General features: G+C 69.0%; 19 protein-coding genes. 8 read left to right on the forward strand and 11 right to left on the reverse strand.

Translation table 11 applies throughout. The annotated features are described in order from the left end of the window. The first annotated feature begins 72 nt into the window (after positions 1–72). Positions 73–369 (forward strand): Asp-tRNA(Asn)/Glu-tRNA(Gln) amidotransferase subunit GatC, encoded by a 297-nt coding sequence (gene gatC / locus IU452_RS11750; protein ID WP_195109053.1) that lies wholly within the window; start codon positions 73–75, stop codon positions 367–369. Continuing rightward, entirely contained in the window at positions 366–1,844 is a 1,479-nt protein-coding gene (gene gatA, locus IU452_RS11755) for an Asp-tRNA(Asn)/Glu-tRNA(Gln) amidotransferase subunit GatA (RefSeq protein ID WP_195109054.1), read from the forward strand. The genes gatC and gatA overlap by 4 nt, the downstream gene beginning before the upstream one ends. 89 nt (positions 1,845–1,933) lie before the next feature. Here the strand turns inward: gatA and IU452_RS11760 are convergent, their stop codons facing one another. Together IU452_RS11760 and IU452_RS11765 are read right to left on the reverse strand one after the other, a co-directional pair. Then, positions 1,934–2,737 carry an RES domain-containing protein gene (locus tag IU452_RS11760; protein WP_195109055.1) on the reverse strand — a complete coding sequence of 268 codons (804 nt, stop codon included), beginning with the start codon at positions 2,735–2,737 and terminating at the stop codon, positions 1,934–1,936. Positions 2,738–2,847: 110 nt separating this feature from the next. Then, positions 2,848–3,228: a hypothetical protein gene (locus IU452_RS11765; RefSeq protein ID WP_195109056.1), complete on the reverse strand. Its 381-nt coding sequence runs from the start codon at positions 3,226–3,228 to the stop codon at positions 2,848–2,850. 83 nt (positions 3,229–3,311) lie between these two features. Between IU452_RS11765 and IU452_RS11770 the strand changes: the two genes are divergently transcribed. Further along, positions 3,312–3,914, forward strand: coding sequence for an SLATT domain-containing protein (locus tag IU452_RS11770; RefSeq protein WP_195109057.1), 603 nt, complete (start codon positions 3,312–3,314; stop codon positions 3,912–3,914). Between the two features lie 11 nt (positions 3,915–3,925). On the opposite strand, the gene IU452_RS11775 is transcribed toward IU452_RS11770, so the two are convergent. Both IU452_RS11775 and IU452_RS11780 read right to left on the reverse strand, forming a co-directional pair. Beyond that, a complete protein-coding gene (locus IU452_RS11775; RefSeq protein ID WP_324192560.1) occupies positions 3,926–5,335 on the reverse strand; it encodes an alpha/beta-hydrolase family protein in 1,410 nt (469 codons plus the stop codon). A gap of 54 nt (positions 5,336–5,389) precedes the next feature. After that, complete coding sequence (locus tag IU452_RS11780; protein ID WP_195109058.1) at positions 5,390–6,175, reverse strand: hypothetical protein; 786 nt, start codon at positions 6,173–6,175, stop codon at positions 5,390–5,392. A 168-nt stretch (positions 6,176–6,343) separates the two neighbouring features. Here IU452_RS11780 and IU452_RS11785 point away from each other — a divergent pair, with 168 nt between their 5' ends. The 4 genes from IU452_RS11785 to IU452_RS11800 are packed head-to-tail and all read left to right on the forward strand — an operon-like array spanning position 6,344 to position 10,951. Further along, a complete protein-coding gene (locus IU452_RS11785; RefSeq protein ID WP_195109059.1) occupies positions 6,344–7,573 on the forward strand; it encodes a sensor histidine kinase in 1,230 nt (409 codons plus the stop codon). Between the two features lie 43 nt (positions 7,574–7,616). Beyond that, positions 7,617–8,567 (forward strand): undecaprenyl-diphosphate phosphatase, encoded by a 951-nt coding sequence (locus IU452_RS11790; RefSeq protein ID WP_195109060.1) that lies wholly within the window; start codon positions 7,617–7,619, stop codon positions 8,565–8,567. A 9-nt stretch (positions 8,568–8,576) separates the two neighbouring features. Continuing rightward, a complete protein-coding gene (locus tag IU452_RS11795; RefSeq protein WP_195109061.1) occupies positions 8,577–9,236 on the forward strand; it encodes a response regulator in 660 nt (219 codons plus the stop codon). Positions 9,237–9,289: 53 nt separating this feature from the next. Then, complete coding sequence (locus tag IU452_RS11800) at positions 9,290–10,951, forward strand: serine/threonine-protein kinase (RefSeq protein WP_195109062.1); 1,662 nt, start codon at positions 9,290–9,292, stop codon at positions 10,949–10,951. Positions 10,952–10,963: 12 nt separating this feature from the next. Here the strand turns inward: IU452_RS11800 and IU452_RS11805 are convergent, their stop codons facing one another. From IU452_RS11805 to IU452_RS11835, 7 genes are all read right to left on the reverse strand, one after another. Beyond that, positions 10,964–11,170: a hypothetical protein gene (locus IU452_RS11805; RefSeq protein WP_195109681.1), complete on the reverse strand. Its 207-nt coding sequence runs from the start codon at positions 11,168–11,170 to the stop codon at positions 10,964–10,966. 136 nt (positions 11,171–11,306) lie between these two features. Then, entirely contained in the window at positions 11,307–12,338 is a 1,032-nt protein-coding gene (locus tag IU452_RS11810; RefSeq protein WP_195109063.1) for an ATP-dependent 6-phosphofructokinase, read from the reverse strand. A 92-nt stretch (positions 12,339–12,430) separates the two neighbouring features. Next, positions 12,431–13,378, reverse strand: coding sequence for a hypothetical protein (locus tag IU452_RS11815; protein ID WP_324192561.1), 948 nt, complete (start codon positions 13,376–13,378; stop codon positions 12,431–12,433). A gap of 127 nt (positions 13,379–13,505) precedes the next feature. Then, positions 13,506–14,423, reverse strand: a complete 918-nt coding sequence (locus IU452_RS11820) for a hypothetical protein (protein ID WP_195109064.1) — start codon at positions 14,421–14,423, stop codon at positions 13,506–13,508. Beyond that, the gene (locus tag IU452_RS39175) at positions 14,413–16,635 is read right to left on the reverse strand and encodes a protein kinase domain-containing protein (RefSeq protein ID WP_416382309.1); all 2,223 of its coding nucleotides are present in this window, start codon (positions 16,633–16,635) and stop codon (positions 14,413–14,415) included. The genes IU452_RS11820 and IU452_RS39175 overlap by 11 nt, the downstream gene beginning before the upstream one ends. A 74-nt stretch (positions 16,636–16,709) precedes the next feature. After that, positions 16,710–17,363, reverse strand: coding sequence for a response regulator (locus IU452_RS11830; RefSeq protein WP_195109584.1), 654 nt, complete (start codon positions 17,361–17,363; stop codon positions 16,710–16,712). Positions 17,364–17,404: 41 nt separating this feature from the next. Continuing rightward, entirely contained in the window at positions 17,405–18,694 is a 1,290-nt protein-coding gene (locus IU452_RS11835) for a sensor histidine kinase (RefSeq protein ID WP_195109065.1), read from the reverse strand. Between the two features lie 180 nt (positions 18,695–18,874). Here IU452_RS11835 and IU452_RS11840 point away from each other — a divergent pair, with 180 nt between their 5' ends. Then, on the forward strand, positions 18,875–19,195 hold the full coding sequence (locus IU452_RS11840; RefSeq protein WP_195109066.1) for a hypothetical protein: 321 nt from the start codon (positions 18,875–18,877) through the stop codon (positions 19,193–19,195). The last annotated feature ends 6 nt before the right edge of the window (positions 19,196–19,201 follow it).

The raw sequence follows: 19,201 nt of genomic DNA on the forward strand, positions 1-19,201 counted from the left end.
CTCTGCCGTCCCGACCGCCGGGATAGGCTATAGCGAATCATCAGCTCGATCCTGCCGAAAGGGGTCCCCGCGGTGCCCGCCATCTCCCGCGACGAGGTCGCACACCTCGCCCGGTTGTCCCGGCTCGCCCTGACCGACGAAGAGCTCGACCGCTACGCCGGCCAGCTGGACTCGATCCTGAGCCACGTGCAGGTGATCTCCGAGGTCGCCGCCGACGTCCCGGCCACCGCCTCGCCGAATCCGACCACCAACATCACCCGCCCCGATGTGATCACCCCGGGTCTGACCCCCGAGCAGGCGCTGTCGGGCGCGCCGGCGGTGGAGGACCAGCGGTTCATGGTTCCGCAGATTCTGGGAGAGGGCGAATGACCGACCTGAGCGAGTTGACCAAGCTGTCCGCGGCCGAGTTGGCGGACAAGATCCACGCCCGCGAGGTGTCGTCGGTGGAGGTTACCGAGGCGCACCTGAACCGCATCGCAGAGGTGGACGGCCGATTCAACGCCTTCCTGCACGTCGCCGGTGACAAGGCCCGCGCGACCGCCGCCGAGGTGGACCAGGCCATCGCGGCCGGGACCGTCGCCTCGCCGCTGGCCGGAGTTCCGTTGGCGCTCAAGGACGTTTTCACCACCACGGACATGCCGACCACCTGCGGGTCGAAGATTCTCGAGGGCTGGGTTCCGCCCTACGACGCGACGCTGACCGCCAAGCTGCGCGCCGCGGGCATCCCGATCCTCGGCAAGACCAATATGGACGAGTTCGCCATGGGCTCGTCGACGGAGAACTCGGCCTACGGTCCGACGCTGAATCCCTGGGATACCGAACGGATTCCGGGTGGCTCCGGCGGTGGGTCGTCGGCCGCGCTGGCCTCCCATCAGGCCCCGCTGGCCATCGGCACCGACACCGGCGGGTCGATCCGCCAGCCCGCCGCGATGACCGGCACGGTCGGCACCAAGCCGACCTACGGCACGGTCTCGCGCTACGGCTTGGTCGCCTGCGCCTCCTCGCTGGACCAGGGCGGCCCGTGCGGGCGCACCGTGCTGGATACCGCTCTGCTGCACGAGGTGATCGCCGGATACGACCCGAAGGATTCGACCTCGCGCAACGTCGCGGTGGCGCCGGTGGTGGAGGCCGCCCGCCGGGGTGCGCAGGGCGATCTGCGCGGGGTGAAGGTCGGCGTGGTGAAGGAGTTGCACTCCGACAGCTACCAGCCGGGCGTCATCGCCTCCTTCGATGCGGCCGTGGCGGTGCTGAAGGACCTGGGTGCGGACGTGATCGAGGTGTCGTGTCCGCACTTCGAGTACGCGCTGCCCGCCTACTATCTGATCCTGCCCAGTGAGGTGTCGTCGAACCTCGCGCGCTTCGATGCCATGCGCTACGGCCTGCGCGTCGGCGACGACGGCACCCGCAGCGCCGAGCAGGTCATGGCCGCCACCCGGGAGGCCGGTTTCGGCCCGGAGGTCAAGCGCCGCATCATGATCGGCACCTACGCCCTGTCGGCCGGCTACTACGACGCCTACTACGGCCAGGCGCTGAAGGTGCGCACCCTCATCGCCCAGGACTTCGACCGCGCCTACGAACAGGTCGACGTCCTCGTCTCCCCGACCAGCCCGTTCACCGCCTGGAAGCTGGGCGAGAAGGTCGACGACCCGCTGGCCATGTACCTGTCGGACCTGTGCACCCTCCCGACCAACCTGGCCGGCTACTGCGGCATGTCGGTCCCCTCCGGACTGAGCAAGGACGACGGCCTCCCCGTCGGCCTCCAAATCATGGCCCCCGCCCTGGCCGACGACCGCCTCTACCGCGTCGGCGCCGCCTACGAATCCGCCCGCGGCCCCATCGCCTGACCTGTGCGAATTCCCTGCGCGACCCTGGCGGGCCGCGCGGGGAAGCCGGATGGTGCTGAATCCCGCGGGGATGGGCGGGTTCGGTTCGGCTACAGGGTTGCGGTCAGGCCGTAGGTGGTCAGGATCGTGGCCAGCGGTGGGTTGATGGAGGGGGGCGATACTTCGGTTCCGGTGTCGGCTGTCGCGATGAGTTGGCTGGTCCCGGGCGCGAGTTCGGTGCGGCGGAGCCAGATGGCCCAGCAGCTCCAGTCGCTGCCGTGGCGGGAGCCGTACATGATGCCATGAGCGAGGCTGGCGTCGTCGAGGGTGATCGGCCACAGGCTCGCGGCGACCGCTGTGGTGAGGTGACGGTCGGCGCTGCGCAGTTCGGCGACGCTGACTTCGGTGATGCCGCGGTCCGGGAGATCTGCCGGTGCGTAGCGGGCGATGGCCGACAGGCTCGAGGAGGCTTCGATGTCGATGAACCAGCCCATGGTAGGAAGCCGGAGCCGATACAGTCGGTACTCGCTCAGCCACATCAGATCGACCTCCCGCGGTGGTCGATAGTCGGCGTGTGTCCACTCTTGCCGGATCAGCGATTCGAGTTCATCGTGCTCACCGACGTCGTCGAAGTAGATCGACGCCGGTTGGGGCAGTTTGGGTTTCAGTGGTGCCAGCAGCTCACCGTAGGCGCCTTCCTCGGTGCTGGCCGCATAGACGGTCTGCTGACCGGCGACGTCGTACCGGTTCCAGGTATCGCGGGAAACGCGGCCGGACAACTCCCGCGGCAGGGGATTGAGCGGTCCGTAGGACGGTTTCGCCAGTCGATACACGGTTCGGTTCGCGGAAGGGACGAGCGCGAGACCGGTCTTCGAGCAGATACGCAGGGCTTTCCGGATAGCGCTGACAGACAAGAAGGATTCCCCCTAGCCGACTCGACCCTCGACTCAGGGTATGAGCCTAGTTGAACAAGGGGGATCCTTGCGTACCGTTAGGCTGTCGGAACTGTCTCGTCTCCGAACCGTTAGCTGTCGGAACCGTCGACGAAAGCGACTGCGGCAGCGATCACTTCGGCGAAACGGCCGTCACGGATGGCGATGGCCGGAGATTCCTCACCCAGGCGAGGGTTTGCGCCGATGAACCACGACCGCGTGACGTCTTCGCCTTCCGCGGTAGCGAGCACGATCCAACAGCGATGCGCTACCTGTAGCCGCGCCAGCGCCGCGTCCCGCGGCCGCGGCCCGTCTGCCTGCGCCCACTTGTACGGCAGTTTGCGATCGCGGACACCGGCGACCAGCGCGACCAGGGTCGGACCCAGATGCTGGACCAGTTGGCGTGCCAGTTCGGAGGGCCGCAGCCGGGCTGTCTCGACGTGGCTGGTAACGGCTCCGTTGAGCACAGTCATGGGGCCCACACCCTTCGAGACAGGAGGCGACAAGCGTCGGAGACCCATCCAAGGTAGCTCGAATACCACCAAAATGCAACCGAATGTTCCACCCCAACTCCCAGGAAACCTCCCTCGGTACAGGCCTGATCGGTTACTTTGTGTCGATGCGAGGCTGGTTTCACCGCGGGCAGGGCAGAAGTCGCTCCACCGGGCTCCGCAGCCCGTCGGCCCCGCCCGCCGATGCCGACGCCCTGGGCATCGGCCTGTATTACCTGGGCTTTTATCGGGACGAGTACGACCGCTCGCGGTTGGTGGTGAAGTCTCGCGCCGAGCGAGTGGTCGTGTGGACGGCCGTGGCCAACGGGCTCATCGCCGTACTCGGCACGGCCATCGCGGTTTTCAGTGCTCCCTGGCTGGGTCTGGTCAGTACCGGCCTGGCCGCCTCGATCGGCGTATTGGCCGCGTGGGATGGCATGTATCGCCATCGTGAGATGTGGGTGCAGCGCAGCGTGATCCTTGGACAGCTGCAAGCCCTGCTGCGCAACATCGAGCTCAGACAGGCCCAAGGAGAGGACCGCAACGTCCTCGCCCGCGAGACCATGCTGCATCTGAACGCGATTTTGGAAGAGGAACTGGAAGCCTGGACAGCGCTGCGCCGAACCCAACCGGCATCGCGCGAACGCGAGGACAGCTCGGGCGAATAGAGTGGGCGGGCTCAGCAGGTGCCGAGGGCGGTGCCCTGGTCGGTGCCGTAGCGGTGGCCGTGGCCGGGGGAGGGGGCCAGGGCGGACAGGAGGTCGGCGGTGGTTTGGATGAAGCCGATTACCGGGAGCCACTGGGGGCGGGGGGCATCCGAGCGGGTGCCGGTGAGATTCGGTGCGTGCCAGAGCAATTGTGGCGACCACTGCACGACCGGGTCCGAGGAGTTGGCGAGAACCGTTGCGCTGCCGTGGTGTACGCGGCCTGCCGGTGGGCCCGCCCACAGTGCGGCGCAGATTCGGCGCTGCTGGTCGGCGTCGTCGGCGAAGATCGCGCTGCCCGCGGTGGCGCCGAGGCTCTGGCCGTAGAGGTACAACCGTGGGCGGGGCGACATCCCGGCCAGCCGCTCCTCGAGGGCGGAGAACAGGGCCCGGGCCGACTGTTCGGCGGCGCGGCGGCCGAAGACGAAGGTGGCCCAGCTCGGCGCCTCCGAGTACTGCAGGCCGACCAGCGTCACATCCCCGCCGAACCGTTCGTCCAATCCGGCGGCGGCCTGCGCATCGATCCACCCCGACCCGGTCGGCACCACCATCACCAGATTCGACCGGTTCAATCCGCCCGATCGCTCCAACTCGCGGATCGCCAGAGCCACACGGGTGTTCAGATCCGGTGCCGACTTCAAACCCACATACACCCGCACCGCCCGAGAGGGTTGTCCGGCCACGAACTTGCGGCCCTCCGCCCCGAGCGACGGCCAGCTCACCACCGAGGCCGCACTGCCCGATCGGGTGACCGAAACCGGTTGCACCACGGTCGGATCCAGTGCGGCATTGGCCGACGCATACGCCGAGCGACGCCAATCCACCACGGCGGGCAACAGGGCGAACTGGGTGGCCAAGACCGCGACCACCGCCAGCGCGACGCTGCGTGCACGACCCAAACGCCGGACCAGCCACCGCACTCCGCGTGCCGCCCCGATGAGAATCCCCGCGATCACCGCGGTGCCGATCGCACAGCGCACCCAATACCCCGGACTCACGAAGGCGAATCCCATCGCGGCCCGCAACCGGTTCTGCCACTGCCAGGCATGGATGACGCTGCCCGCGACCACGACCGCACCGACCAGGGCAATCCGCAGGCGATGGTGAGCCCATCGCTGATTGATATCGAATCCCCGGCGCCGCAACAGAAACCGAGCAGACCCAGCGGCGCCCACACAGATCGCGATTAGCAACCCGCCCAGAATCGCCTGCGCCTCAGCGGTACGCGGCAGCAACCCGGGCGCCAGCGACACCGCAAGCCCCACCGTCACCGCGACGCTGGTGCCGATCCGCGGCGGCTTCCGAATGAATCGGCGCCGCGGCGTCCGCGACGGCACCGAATCCTGCTCCTGCTCCACAGATCTGGTCACGATGGTCGAACTCACTTCGAACTCCTGTTACGACAGAAAGATGTGCGATGACTGAGGCGAAGACGGCTCTCACGAAACCGGTTGCGGGAGTGGGCGTCCCGTCGAACCGAGACGGCGGTGACGTCGGGCCCCGGCGATCAGCGCGGCGACGGCGAGCAGTACGAGTGCCGCCGGACCGAGCACACGCAGCAGCTGGCCGGTGATCGCCGGTCCCGACAGCTCGACGCCGAACAGATGCTCCGGCACCGGCGCGGCGTAGTTCTGGCGTCGCGAGTTCAGATCCACCGCGGTCGCGGCGACCGTCGCCATGACATCGCATTGCGCGCGGGCAAAGGCATCGGGCCGTGCGGCACAGGCGTCGTACATGCGCCGTTCGAGCGTCGCGTCGATGGCCTGGCGCGCCCAGGCCCCGAGCGGCTGCCCGTGCCGGTCGGCATAGCGCAGCATGTCGTAGCCGAGATCGTGTGCCTTGCAGGCGAGGTCGAACTCCGCGGGCAGCGGGATCGGCGACGAGCAATCACCCTTCGGATCGACCAGCAGCCCATCGGTCAGCACCGGCCGGTATCCCGCGTCCGCCGGAAAGTCCCGCGGAATGGCCGCCGCCCAGGGTCGATCCCCGGCCAGTCCCGCCACCGCCGTCCGGGCGTCGGCGTTCTCGGCGGGAGAGATATCGACACCGGCCGCCGTGGCGGTGCCCGCCGGGACGAACGCCATCGTCGTGGTGGCGACGAGTGCGGCAGCGGCCGCGCCCGCGGCAGTGCGGCGCAGCACACCCGGACCTGTCGACCGGCGGTGGCGGCCACCGCTCGACCTCCGTGCCGCCGCTGCCGTGGGTACCTCTCGTGCTTCGCTCATGACAGCAAAAGCTAGGAATCGGGCACCGAAACGGTCCTCACGCTGGGGATCGGTTCGCGCACGGGCACGTCGGGTGAGTCGTCGTCACCTCTCGTACTCCGGTAGGGGGTGGCAATTCACCCGGAGGTATGAGGACGCGACCCGACGGGTGTTTCTACTGTCGTAGGCATGGCTCGGATTGCGCATGCGGCGCGGCAGGTGGCTCGGACGACGCGGAATCCGAGCCGAGTGCGGCTGTGGTTCGACGGGTTCACCGTCCTGGTGACCGGCATCTTCTTCGCCGTCGCGTGGCCGACGCTGCACCTGACCCATCAGGTGCCCGTCGCCGCGCAACCGTTCATCGCCGGGCTGGCGGCGTTCCCGTTCGCGCTGATCCGGGTGAACCCCGCCCTGGGCTGGGCGGTGTCCGCGGGTTCGGCGCTGCTGATCGCGCTGGCGATTCCGAACCAACCCGATAACAACATCCCGTTCCAGGTGGTGCACATCCTGGCACTGTTCGCGCTGCTGTTCGCGGTGGCCGTGCGCGCCCAGATGCAGATCGTGCTGATCGCGTGGGCCGCCTCGTCGGTGCTGATGGGCACCACCATGGCCCGTACCCAGGATTCGTTCGGCGAGTCGTTCGGGTGGCCGATCGCGATGACCGGCCTGGTGGCCTTCGGGCTGCTGGTGCGCTGGCTGGTGCTCTCGCGCAAGGCGCTGGTGCAGAAGGAGGAGCAGAACGAGCTGGAGCGGGCGCGCCGGGCCATCCTCGAGGAGAAGGCCCGCATCGCCCGCGACCTGCACGACGTGGTCGCCCACCACATGTCGATGGTGGTGGTGCAGGCCCAGACCGCCCCGTACCGGGTGGCCGACGTATCACCGGCGGCGCGGGCGGAATTCGAATCGATCGGCGCGTCGGCACGCGAGGCGCTCAACGAGATCCGATCCATGCTCGGTGTGCTGCGCAGCGACGGCCAACTACCCGAGCATGCACCGCAACCGGCGGCGGCCGATGTGCTCACCCTGCTCGACGGTGCGCGCCGCGCCGGGGTGCCGATCGAGTGGACCGTCGACGGCGCGCTGGAGACGATTCCCGACACCACCGGGCTGGCGTTGTACCGGATCGTGCAGGAGTCGCTGTCCAACGCCTCCCGGCACGCGCCGCGCGCGGCGGTCCGCGTGCTGGTCGCGGTCGGCGCGACCGGCGTCGAGGTGGTGATCGGCAACGGGCCGGGCGAGACCCGCGCCGCGGGCACTCCGGGAACCGGGATAGCGGGAATGCGGGCACGGGCCGAGGCCATCGGCGGCACCCTGACCGCGGGCCCCCGCGCGGACGGCGGCTACGAGGTGCGGGCACTGCTCCCGCTGGCCGCGGCCGCGGTCACCGCCGACGCGAGCACGGCAGCGGCCCAGCTGTGAGCTCGCCGGGAGCGCGCGGAGTGCCCGTGCGAGACTCTTTCCGATGCTCACCTATTTCCAAGCGATCGTCATCGGTGCGCTGCAGGGTGTCACCGAGCTGTTCCCCATCTCCAGTCTCGGACATTCGGTGCTGGTCCCGGCCTGGCTCGGCGGTTCCTGGAAGAACCTGGTCACCCAGGGCGACTCCGACCACGGGACGCCGTACCTGGCCTTCGTGGTCGCCCTGCACGTGGCCACGGCGGTGGCGCTGCTGATCTACTACCGGCGTGATTGGCGCGACATCGTCGTCGGCTTCGCGACCACGGTGCGTACCCGCCGGGTCGAGACGTCCGCACAGCGGCTGGCGTGGCTGATCGTGCTCGCCACCATCCCGGTCGGCCTGCTCGGGCTGCTGCTGGAGCATCCGCTGCGCACCATGTTCGCCACCCCGATCTATGCGAGCGTGTTCCTCGCGCTCAACGGCCTCGTGCTGATCGTCGGGGAGGGTCTGCGCCGCCGCAACGGGCCGACGCTGGTCGAGTACGGCCGCCGGTTCGCCGAACAACAGGCCCGCGCCGAGGCGCGGACGCGGGGTGTGGTGGTCGAGGAGCAGACCCGCGTCGCCTCCGACCAGCGGTTGGCCGCGCTGACGGTCAAGGATGCGCTGGGCATCGGCCTGGCCCAATCCGGTGCGCTGCTGGCCGGATTCAGCCGATCCGGCCTGACCATGGTCGGTGGCCTGCTGCGCGGGCTGGATCACGAGGACACCGCGAAGTTCGCCTTCCTGCTGGCGACGCCGGTGATCCTCGCGGCGGGAGTGCTGAAACTACCGGAACTGTTCGGCCAGCAGGGCGCGCACATCCACGGCCAGGCCCTGGTCGGCGCGATCGTGGCCGCGGTGTCGGCATGGCTGGCGGTCCGGTTCCTGGAAAAGTTCTTCCGGACCCGCACCCTGCTTCCCTTCGCGATCTACTGTCTGATCGCCGGGTTGGCGTCGATCATCCGGTTCGTGTAAAGGTCGGATGTGTCCATCACCGTATTGATCGCCGACGACCAGGCGATGGTGCGCCAGGGTTTCGGGGCCCTGCTCGCCGCACAGTCCGATATCAGCGTCGTCGGAGACGCCCCGAACGGCAAGATCGCGATCACCGAGGCCAAGCGGCTGCGCCCGGACGTGGTCCTGATGGACGTGCGCATGCCGGAGATGAACGGCCTGGATGCCGCGCGCGCGATCCTGGCCGCCGGATTCGATCCGCCGGTGCGGGTGCTGATGCTCACCACCTTCGACATCGACGACTACGTCTACGAGGCATTGAGCCTGGGCGCCAGCGGCTTTCTGCTCAAGGACGCACCCGCCGACGAGTTGGTGCGCGCGGTGCGGGTGGTCGCCGAGGGACAGGCGTTGCTGGCGCCGACGGTGACGAGGAGGCTCATCGCCGACGTGATGCGGCGCCGCGCCCGCCCCAAGCCGGCGCCCGCGCTGGACGCATTGACGCCGCGCGAACGTGAGGTGCTCGAACTCATCGCCAAGGGCATGTCCAACACCGAGATCGCCGAGACCCTGTTCGTCGCCGAGCAGACGGTGAAAACCCATGTGTCTAAGGTGTTCTCGAAGTTGAATCTGCGCGATCGCGCCCAGGCGGTGGTGCTGGCCTACGAGTCCGGTCTGGTCACCCCGGGCTGAGCGCGCTCGGGTAGGATCGCGGACTTGTACGTCGCCGGAAGGGGGATCGCAGGGTGTTGAACGGCGGTGACGTGTTCGCGGGCTTCGCCATCGAACGGCTGCTCGGTCAGGGCGGCATGGGGTCGGTCTATCTGGCGCGGCATCCGCGGCTGTCCCGGCTGACCGCGCTGAAGTTGCTGAACCGGGAACTGTTCAGCGATGCGGAGATTCGGGCCCGGTTCGAGCGGGAGGCCGATCTGGTCGCACAGCTCGACCACCCGAATATCGTCGCCGTCTACGACCGCGGCGTCGAGGACGATCAGCTGTGGATCAGCATGCAGTATGTGGACGGGGTGGACGCCGCCGCGGTGAACCCCCACACCATGCCGCCCGAGCGCGCGGTGCAGATCATCGAAGGTGTCGCCGCCGCACTGGATTACGCGCACAGCAACGGCGTGCTGCACCGGGATGTGAAGCCCGCCAACATCATGCTGGCGCGCTCCGGCGGGGGTAAAGGGGAGCGGGTGTTCCTCACCGACTTCGGCATCGCCCGGCTGCGGGAGGATTCCACCCACCTGACCCAGGCCGGAATGTTCACCGCCACGCTGGCCTACGCCTCACCCGAACAGATGACCGGCGTCGAGCTGGATCACCGCTCCGACCAGTATTCGCTGGCGTGCGCGCTGTATTGGCTGTTGACCGCGACGGGGCCGTTCGACTCCGAACATCCCTCCGAGGTGATCCGCGGCCATCTGCAACTGCCGGTCCCCCCGGTCAGCGCCCGCCGCCACGGACTGTCCCCGGCCATGGATGCGGTGATCGCCCGCGCCATGGCCAAACGGCCGGGCGAGAGGTTCACCAGCTGCACCGAATTCGCCGCCGCCGCCAGGCACGCGCTCACGGTACTGGCCTCTCCGGTGCCGCAACCGGTTCCGGCGGCGGTGGGCATGGCAGGCCCGCCGTTCGGCCTGCCTGCTAATCCGGTTGCTGCACAAGGTTATTCACCCGTACCGATGCAGCAAGCGGCCGGACCGGTCGCACCGATGAGGTATCCGCCGCCGGGCTTCCCGGGGAATTCTGCAGGGCCGCAACCGGTGCCACGGCGATCGTCGAGCATGCTCGGATGGATCATCGTCGCCGTCGTGGTGTTGCTCGCGGCGGCGATCACCACCGTTGCCGTGGTGATGTACACATCGCAGGACTCGTCGGATGCCGCCGCAGAGCGCATCAATGCCGACCCGCCCGCGTTCTCGTCGATCCACGCCGCCTTCCCGCACCTGCTCACACGAGTAGATTCCGACGATTCCGCCTCCGGGTACGACGACACCCGGTGCAAACGGGTTGCCGCAGGGCGCATTTTGAGCCCTCCGCTGGGCAGCGTGAACATCGCGAACTGGGCCGGCGCGGCGGACTGCTGGAACGATCACCGCGGTGACGTGCCGAGATGGTCGGTCCTCGCCTTCCGGTCGGCGGCCGAGGCCCGAGCCGCGCTCGCGACACTTCCGGCGAACAAGCAGGCGACAGGCACGCGGGACGGGATCACCTACACCAGCCACCAGTGGCGTGAGGTGACCGACGTGGTCGAGCGCAATTACGTTGCCATGACCTTCGAGTCGGATCCGAAGCGATCCCACTATGTCGTCTTCGCGGCAGGTGAGCGCTGGCCGTCGCTCAACACCGGGGTGACCGAATCCCGCTTCACCGACTGGTGGAAGACGTTGCCGCTCGGGAACTGAACGGGTGCGCGGTCAGGGGGTAGCGCGCTCGTCGAGCACCATATGTCCCGCGTCGACCAGGATCTGGCGCGCGCGTTTTCGGACCTCGCAATCGTCGACTGTGCAGCATCTGTGGATCTGCATCGCCTCGTGGGCTTGTTCGGGCGTCAGCGGACCGGGGTCGAGAGTGCAGTCGAAGATGAACATCATGGTGCCGACCAGATTCTTCGCGTGGGACAACGTGCAGGTACCAACGCGAAAAGCGTAGCTTGGCGGCTCTGCCTCCCGGCGCGCTTTCTCGACGCTTGTCCGCCCTGCGTGCATTCCTGTTCATCCCGGCGTGCCGACCCCGTCATCCCGGCAGGATGTCGGGACCTCAGCCGAAGAACGCGGCGGCCTCCTGGTATCGATCCGTCGGCACCAACTTCAGCTGTTTGGTGGCCTCCGACAGCGGGACCAGATCGATCGCGGTGCCGTGCAGCGCGACCATCTGCCCGAATTGCCCGTCGTGGACGGCCTCGGCGGCGTGCACGCCGAACCGGGTCGCCAGCACCCGGTCGTAGGCGGTCGGCTTGCCGCCGCGCTGCACGTGCCCGAGGACGGTGGTCCGCACCTCCTTGCCGATGCGGCGCTCGATCTCGACACCCAGCTGATGGGCGACGCCGGTGAAGCGCTCGTGCCCGTATTCGTCGACCCCGCCCTCGCGCAGCGTGAACGATCCCGGTGCGGGTTTGGCGCCCTCGGCCACCACGCAGATGAAATGCGAATCGCCGCGCTGGAAGCGGCGTTTGATCATGGTGCAGACCTCGTCGACATCGAAGGGCTCCTCCGGCACCAGCGTCAGATGTGCGCCCGAGGCGATTCCGCAGTTGATCGCGATCCAGCCCGCGTGCCTGCCCATCACCTCCACCAGCATCACCCGCTGATGCGATTCGGCGGTGGTGTGCAGCCGGTCTATGGCGTCGGTGGCGATGCTGACGGCGGTGTCGTGACCGAAGGTCGTATCGGTGAAGTCGATGTCGTTGTCGATCGTCTTGGGCACCCCGACCACCGGGACGCCTTCGTCGGCCAGCCAACTGGCCGCGGTGAGCGTGCCTTCGCCGCCGATCGGAATGAGCGCGTCGATGCCGTTGTCGTCCAAGGTCTGTTTGACCCGGCCGAGCCCGGCGCGCAGCACGTCCGGATTGGTGCGCGCGGTGCCGAGCATGGTGCCGCCCTTGGTGAGCAACCGGTCGGTGCGGTCGTCGTTGTGGATGTGGATCTTGCGATCCTCGAGTAGGCCGCGCCAGCCGTCCTGGAAACCGACGATCGCGTCCCCGTAGCGGCCGTTCGCGGTGCGAACGACGGCTCGGATGACCGCGTTCAAGCCTGGGCAGTCCCCGCCTCCGGTCAAGACTCCGATGCGCATGTCCGCTATCTTGCCGGGCGCGCGCCGACAGCGCAGCCCCGACCCCGTGAACCCCGTCTCATTCGGAGGCCGCGGGTATGAGTTCGCGCTGTTCAGCGGGTCGCCGCGCAACGGCCCACAGGCAGCTCGGTCAGATGCTTGCCGACCAGGCCCACCATCTTGTTCAGGATCTGGGTGCCCTCGTCGAAGGAGCCGGAACCGGCCTGTGCGGCAAGGGCGATCGCCACCTGCCCGGTCGAGGTGGTTACCACGCCGAACTGGCGCACCAGATAGTTGCCGTTCGGATCGGGGCCCCAGCCGCCTTTGTACTCCGCGTTGTCGAGGCGTCCCAGACCCCACTGCTGGCCCCACACCACCTTGCCCATCAAACTGGTGACGGTGTCGGCGTCGGGCAGGCACGGCAGCCGCGAGGCGAACCGGACCTGGTCGGCCAGCGACCACTCGGCCTGGCCGAATGACGAATACTGCGGTCGGGTCCGGGTCGCGGGCACCTCGGTGACGGTGTCACCGCCCTCGCGCAGCACCGCCTCGACGGCACGGGCGGCGGTGTCCGGACTGCCCAGCGACTGCCACAGGCCGTCGGCGGCGGCGTTATCGGATTCGGTGATGGCCGCCGACATCTGGTAGGTGCTGGTGTTGCCGTTGGTGCGCAGCACGGCCAGGGTCAGCGGCACCTTCATCGTCGACCACGCGGGTCCGGTGGTCCAGTCACCCATGGACACCACCTGTTCGCCGCCGACGGCCATGATCGCCATCCCGGCGTGGCCGCCCAGTGTCGGCCGCAGTTCGGCGAAATCGGCTGCGAGCGAACCGGGCAGCGCCACGACCGCGCCTTTGGCCACGGTGCCGCTGGTGGGGGCGACGAAACCGCCCGCGGTGTTCTCCGAGGCCGAGGAGCAGCCCGCCACACCGACCGCGAGTACCGCGCCGCACAGCGCGGCCAGCAGCCGTGCTCGCAGTCGCGCGCCGAAAGTGCCGGATACTGGGCGCATTTCGCGCGGCCCGAACCGGCTGTCCGGCCACCATCGCGGTGCGTCCACCCGTTCACCTCCACAGTTGTGGGGCGGCCCGCACTCGCGCCACCCACTAGTCGAGGCATTCTGGTGCCGTCACCGGGTCGGGGTCAAATGCTGTGACCGGCGGTGTCGCATATGTGCCGAAGCTGGTTCACCTCTTGCAATCTCCGCCGCCCACTTCGTACACGTGCCGGGCCAGCAGCGCGGCCATCTTGTCCAGCATCGCGATGCCGTCGTCGAACGAACCCGAATCCGGTTGGGCGGCAAGGGCCACCGCCAGCAGGCCGGAGAAGGTGGGGAGAAGGCCGAATTGGCGCACCAGATAGGCGCCCGTCTCGTCGTCGGGCCCCCAGCCGCCCTTGAATTCGGCGCCGACGAAGCCGCCCAAACCCCAACTCTGACTGGGGGTTATGTCGCCCATCAGGTGCACCACCCGCACGGCATAGCGCAGACAGGGCAGTCGGGCCGCGAAGCGAACCTGGTTGAGCAGCGTCCACTCCGTGGCGCCGAAGGCCAGCGGATCGTCGACCGATTCCCGCGCCTGCGGATTGTGTCGACCGGCGACATCGGTAGTGGTGTCGCCGGTTTCGCGCAGCACGGACTCGACGGCCTCGGCGGCCTGCTCGCCACCGCCGAGAGCGTCCCAGAGTACCTGGGCGGAATCGTTGTCCGAGGCGGTGATCGCCGCCGCGGCGGTCTCGGCCAATCCGGTCGGATCGCGGCGCAGCGCCGCCAGCGCCAACGGCACCTTGATCGTCGACCAGGCGATGCCGGTGGTCCAGTTGCCGAGGGTGAGGGCGCGGTCGCTGCCGACCGGCATCACGGCCAGGCCCACACTGCCGTGCAGTTCGTTCTGCAGTTGCGCGAAATCCGCGGCCAGGGAGCCGGATCCGGTGATCTGACCCGAGGCCGGTTTGAGCGTGGGTGCCGCCGCGTCCGGGGCCACGGCGTCCATATCCGGGGTCGGCACCCCCGCATGAGCCGTGCACGCCGACACCGCGAGTGCCGCGACCAGCACCAGGCAACGCCGGAACCCCTTGCGCCGCAAGCGATTCGGATCAGTAGACATACACCACCGCGTTCTCACCGCCCGTGCAGGTGACGAGCTGTCCGGTGGAAGTGCAGCTCATCGTGTACGAGCGTCCGGTGACCGGGCTGATCGCGACCACGCTCGTGGCCGGGGCGGAACCCGCCGCCTGCGTGCCCGACGCTTGGGGATCCAGGGCCTGGGTGTAGGCCTTGCGCACCTCCTCGGCGAAGGCGCACGAGGTCACCGACGTGCCGGTGGCGGATTTGGCGAAGCGGCCCGACGCCGCGTAGAGCGGCGGGCAGGAGGTCGCACCGACCGGCGGCACCACCGCGGACGTGGTGGTCGTGGTGGTCGGCGGCGCCGCGGCGGTGGTCGCCGGGCGGCCCTGGGTGATCACCGGAGCGGCCGGACCGCTGGCCGCCGTGGGTTGGGTGGGCGGCTTGTTCAGCACGTGCCAGCCGACCGCGGCCGCTGTCGCGGCGAGCGCGACTCCGCAGACGCCCAGCACGATCGGGACCGCGATGGACCGTTTCTGCGTCTCCGCGTAGGGGTCGGCGTAACCCGTTGCCGCAGGCTGGTATTCGGTCTCGTAGTCGCCGCGCTCGTCGTAGCCGTATTCGTCCTGCGCGTACCCGGGTCGGGCGTACTCGTCCGGCGGCGGGAATTCGGCGCGCGGCGGCTGCTCCCACGGTGGCACCGGGCGCTGCGGCGCCTGCGGCGGCAGCGGGGTGAAGTGGAATTCGCCGGGCCGCACCAGAGTGGGATCGTCGGGGCGGATGACCGGCAGATCGCCCGCGGTGTCGCGTTCCTCATCGCGATCGGCGGGCGGAATGATGCGCAGCGTCCCGGTGGTCTCGTACCCGCGCGGCGGCGGCTCCTCGTCCCTCGTTCGCCCCTGTACCACGGTCGGATCCGCCCCCTGCACGGGAAGATCACCCCGCGACATGAACGTGGTCGGCGAATCGGCCGTCGACGGCCGCCCGGTGCCCGCACCCGTGCGCATGACGGTGGTCGGTGACCCGGCGGCCGGGGGATATCCGGGGCCACTTGTGGGTCCGTCTGCGGGCTCATCGAGCGGATAGCCCTGGGCGGCAGGTGGCACCGACGGCTCGCCCGCACCGGGGGGCATCCGAGGGGGCTCGGGTTGCGGTCCGCGCGGGCGCATTTGCGCCGGGATCGTCGGGCCTTCCGGACCGAACGGCTGGAACGTCGTGGGCTCGGCGGGAAGTCGGGCCGGTGCCCCGGCCGCGGCGAGGGAGGCCGTCGCCTCCGGCCGAGTGGGCTGCGCGGGTTCGGCGGGGACCGTCTCGCCGAACGGCATCACCACCGTCGCGTCGGCCCTGCTCACGGGCGCGGAATCGTAGCCGCCGGACGGGTGGGGATCGTAGCCCTCGGTCAGCGCCGGGTCGTGGCCCGTGGACAGGCCCAGGGCCGCGCGTGCGGCACCGGCGAACTCGCCTGCGGTGGAGTAACGGTCGGCGGGGGATTTGGCCATGGCGTGGGCGATGACGGCGTCCAACGCGGCGGGCACGTCCGGGCGCTGCAGGCTCGGGCGCGGCGGCGGTTCCGACAGGTGGGAGCGGACCAGCACACTCACACTCTGGGACGGGAACGGCGTGGCGCCGGTCAGGCACTCGCACAGCACGCACGCCAGCGAGTAGATGTCGGCCCGGCCGTCGACCGGCCCGTCGTCGAACCGTTCGGGGGCCATGTAGGTGTAGGAGCCGATCGCCGTGCCCACCATCGTGATTCCGATATCTCCCTCGCTGCGGGCGAGCCCGAAATCGGCGAGATAGGCGACATCCGAGGCGGTGACCAGGATGTTGGCCGGTTTGACGTCGCGGTGCACCAGCCCGTCCGCGTGCGCGGCATCCAGCGCCGCCGCCACCTGCTCGACGATCGCTACGGCCCGTTCGGGATCCATCGGTCCCTGGGCGCGCAGCAGCGTGCGCAGATTGTCGCCGCGCACCAGCCGCATATCGATGTAGAGCGTGCCGTTGATCTCGCCCCAGTCGTGAATGGGAACGATATGCGGCTCGTCGAGCCGCACGGCCGCCTGCGCCTCGCGGCGGAACCGTTCCTGATAGACCGGATCCAGCGCCAACTGCTCGGGGAGCAACTTCAGCGCTACGAGCCGATCCCGATTCGTGTCATAGGCCTCGTAGACCTCGCCCATGCCGCCTCTGCCCAGCAACGAGCGCAGCTCGTAGGGGCCGAATCGGCCGCCGACCCGTGACCGCGGTGCGTCCACCGGTGCCAACCTCCACATCCCTGGGCAGGGTCCTCGTAACCCGTGCCCGGTTCGCACCGGGGTTGCCTGCCCCTCTAGAGTGCCGATTCTCCGGGTGCGACCACGCCGTGGTCAAACGCGAAGACGATGGCGGCCGCCCGATCTCGTAACCCGAGCTTCCCGAAAATGTGTCCTACGTGGCTCTTTACGGTCACTTCCGAGATACCGAGCTCTGCGGCGATTTCCCCGTTGACACGCCCGCGCCCGATCAATTTGAGCACCTCGAACTCGCGGGCGGTCAGTTCGTTGAGCCGCGACTGCGCCCGCGTCGGCACCGGACGCGCCGACCGATACGCCGACAGCACCCGCCCGGTCACCGACGGGTCGAGCCAGGATCCGCCCGTGGCGACCGTGCGGACCGCGCGGATCAGATCCTCGGCGGGGGAATCCTTGAGCACGAATCCGGCCGCGCCCGCCCGCAGCGCCCCCGACAGCAGCTGATCGTCGTCGAAGGTGGTCAGCACCAGCACCGGCGGCGAATCGTCGCGAGCGCGCAGAATGCGGGTGGCGTCGATCCCGCCGACCCGCTTCATTCGCAGATCCATCAGCACCACGTCGGGTCGCTGCGCGGCGATCGCGGCCGGCACCTCGTCGCCGTCGGCGCATTCGGTCACCACGAATCCGTCGCGGCGGCGCAGGATTCGGCGCAGGCCGCCGCGCACCAGCTCCTGATCGTCGACGACGAGCACGCTGATGGTGTCCTCGTCCGCGGCCGGGGTGGTCGGGGAAATCACATGCCCTCCTGCAGCTTCCGGGTCACCGAATTGACAGCCTCGCGCACGAGGCGCAGCGAATCCTCCGCGGTACTGCACTGCAAGGCGGGTTTCGCCGTCGTGATGGGGATGCGGGCGCGCACCTGCCAGCCGTCGTCGGTCGGTCCGGCGGTCAAGGTGCCTCCCAACAGTCCCGCGCGCTGGCGCATCCCGGAGATGCCCATCCCGCGTCCGCGCCGCGCCGGGACGCCGGGCGGCAGCGTGTTCCACACCGACACGCTCGCCTCGGCGGGGTCGACCGCGATGGTCAGCGCGACGCGGGCGCCGGGCGCGTGTTTGGCGATATTGGCCAGCGACTCCTGGCTTATCCGGAACAGCGCCAGCCCGGTCGTCGCCGACACCGCACCGGTATCACCGGTGAGCGAGTACTCGACCTCGAGGCCCGCGCGCACGAAATCCTCGACGAGTGTCGCGATGTCGTCCAGGTTCGGTTCGGGGGTGAGGCTGGCCGGGCGTTGATCGAGCAGCCCCACGGTGTGCCGGATATCGGCCATGGCCTGGCGCCCCAGCCGTTCGGCGTCGGTCAGCGCATCGACCGCCTCGTCGACGTCGCGGTCGGTCTGCAGGGCGTGGCGGGCCGCGGTCAGATGCAGCAGCGTGATGCTCAGCGAATGCGCGATCACGTCGTGTACCTCGCGGGCGATGCGGCGGCGCTCGTCGTCGGCGGCCTGGATCGCGCGGATCTCCTGGTTCTCCCGCTCCTGATACAGGAAGCGGCGCTGGAACTGCAGCATCAGGCCGACCATCCAGCCGAGGACGATGCCGGTGATGTACATCGGCAGCCCGCTGTCGACGTTGCCCACCGCATAGAACACCAGAATCTCGGCGATCGCGGCCAGCATCCAGAAGATGCTCACGGGTTTGGGGGCAATGGCGGCGATCATGCCGACGGCCACCGTCAACACCAGTGACGAACAATCCGGCGAGACCGGCTGCAGCAGGAAGATGGCCTCGGCGAGCATCGACGAGAGGCCGAAGATCGCCGGTAGCGGCGGCAGATCGAGGAAGTAGAACGCCGGAAAGCACAGCACCAGCAGCACCACCGCCACGATGGGCAGTACCGTGGGGAAATAGTTGTGCCGCAGCCCGGCCGCGGCGATGCCGACGAGGATCGCGCAGGCGTCGGCGGTCACGACCACCGACGGCGGGTAGTCGTAGGAGAAGTCCGTGATCCGTTTCCGCAGAGATCCGACCGGATCGCGGACCAGCTCACCGAACCGGACCCGGACCCGTTCGAACACGTCCATCCTGTCAGGCTAGCCGCCCTCCCGGCACCGCGACATCATCCCGCGAACGGGGCGGATGCCCTACCACGGTAGGAGCTCGAGTCACGTCCTCGGCACGAAGATTCCGGCCGGTCGCGACCGTAGCGTGGGTGCCACAGTGCCCAGGAGAGGACGGGCACCAGAGGGAGGAGGTGGCTGCGGATGTCGTGGAACGATCTGCACGCTCGCACCGCAATCCTGCACGAGGTCCTGGCCCGTGCGGCCGCAGATCCGGCCAATCCGGCGCTGTTCTGCGACCTACCGGACCGCGATCGGCTCTTCGGCGGTCCCGCCGGCGTGCTGGCCGCCCTGCAGTACCAGTGGGACAACCATCTGTGCGTCAAGTTGGAGCAGGCCCTGGTGCAGGGCCAGTCGGCGGCGGAGGCTTACCTGGAGTTGGCGGCCGAGCAGCCCGTGCTGCGCGCGGTGCTCGACGCCCAGGACATCCGGCGCTGGCAGGACACGCGCGTGCTGGCGCACTGACAACGA

This window comes from Nocardia transvalensis (assembly GCF_015477765.1).
GTDB classification, from domain to species: Bacteria; Actinomycetota; Actinomycetes; order Mycobacteriales; family Mycobacteriaceae; genus Nocardia; species Nocardia transvalensis_A.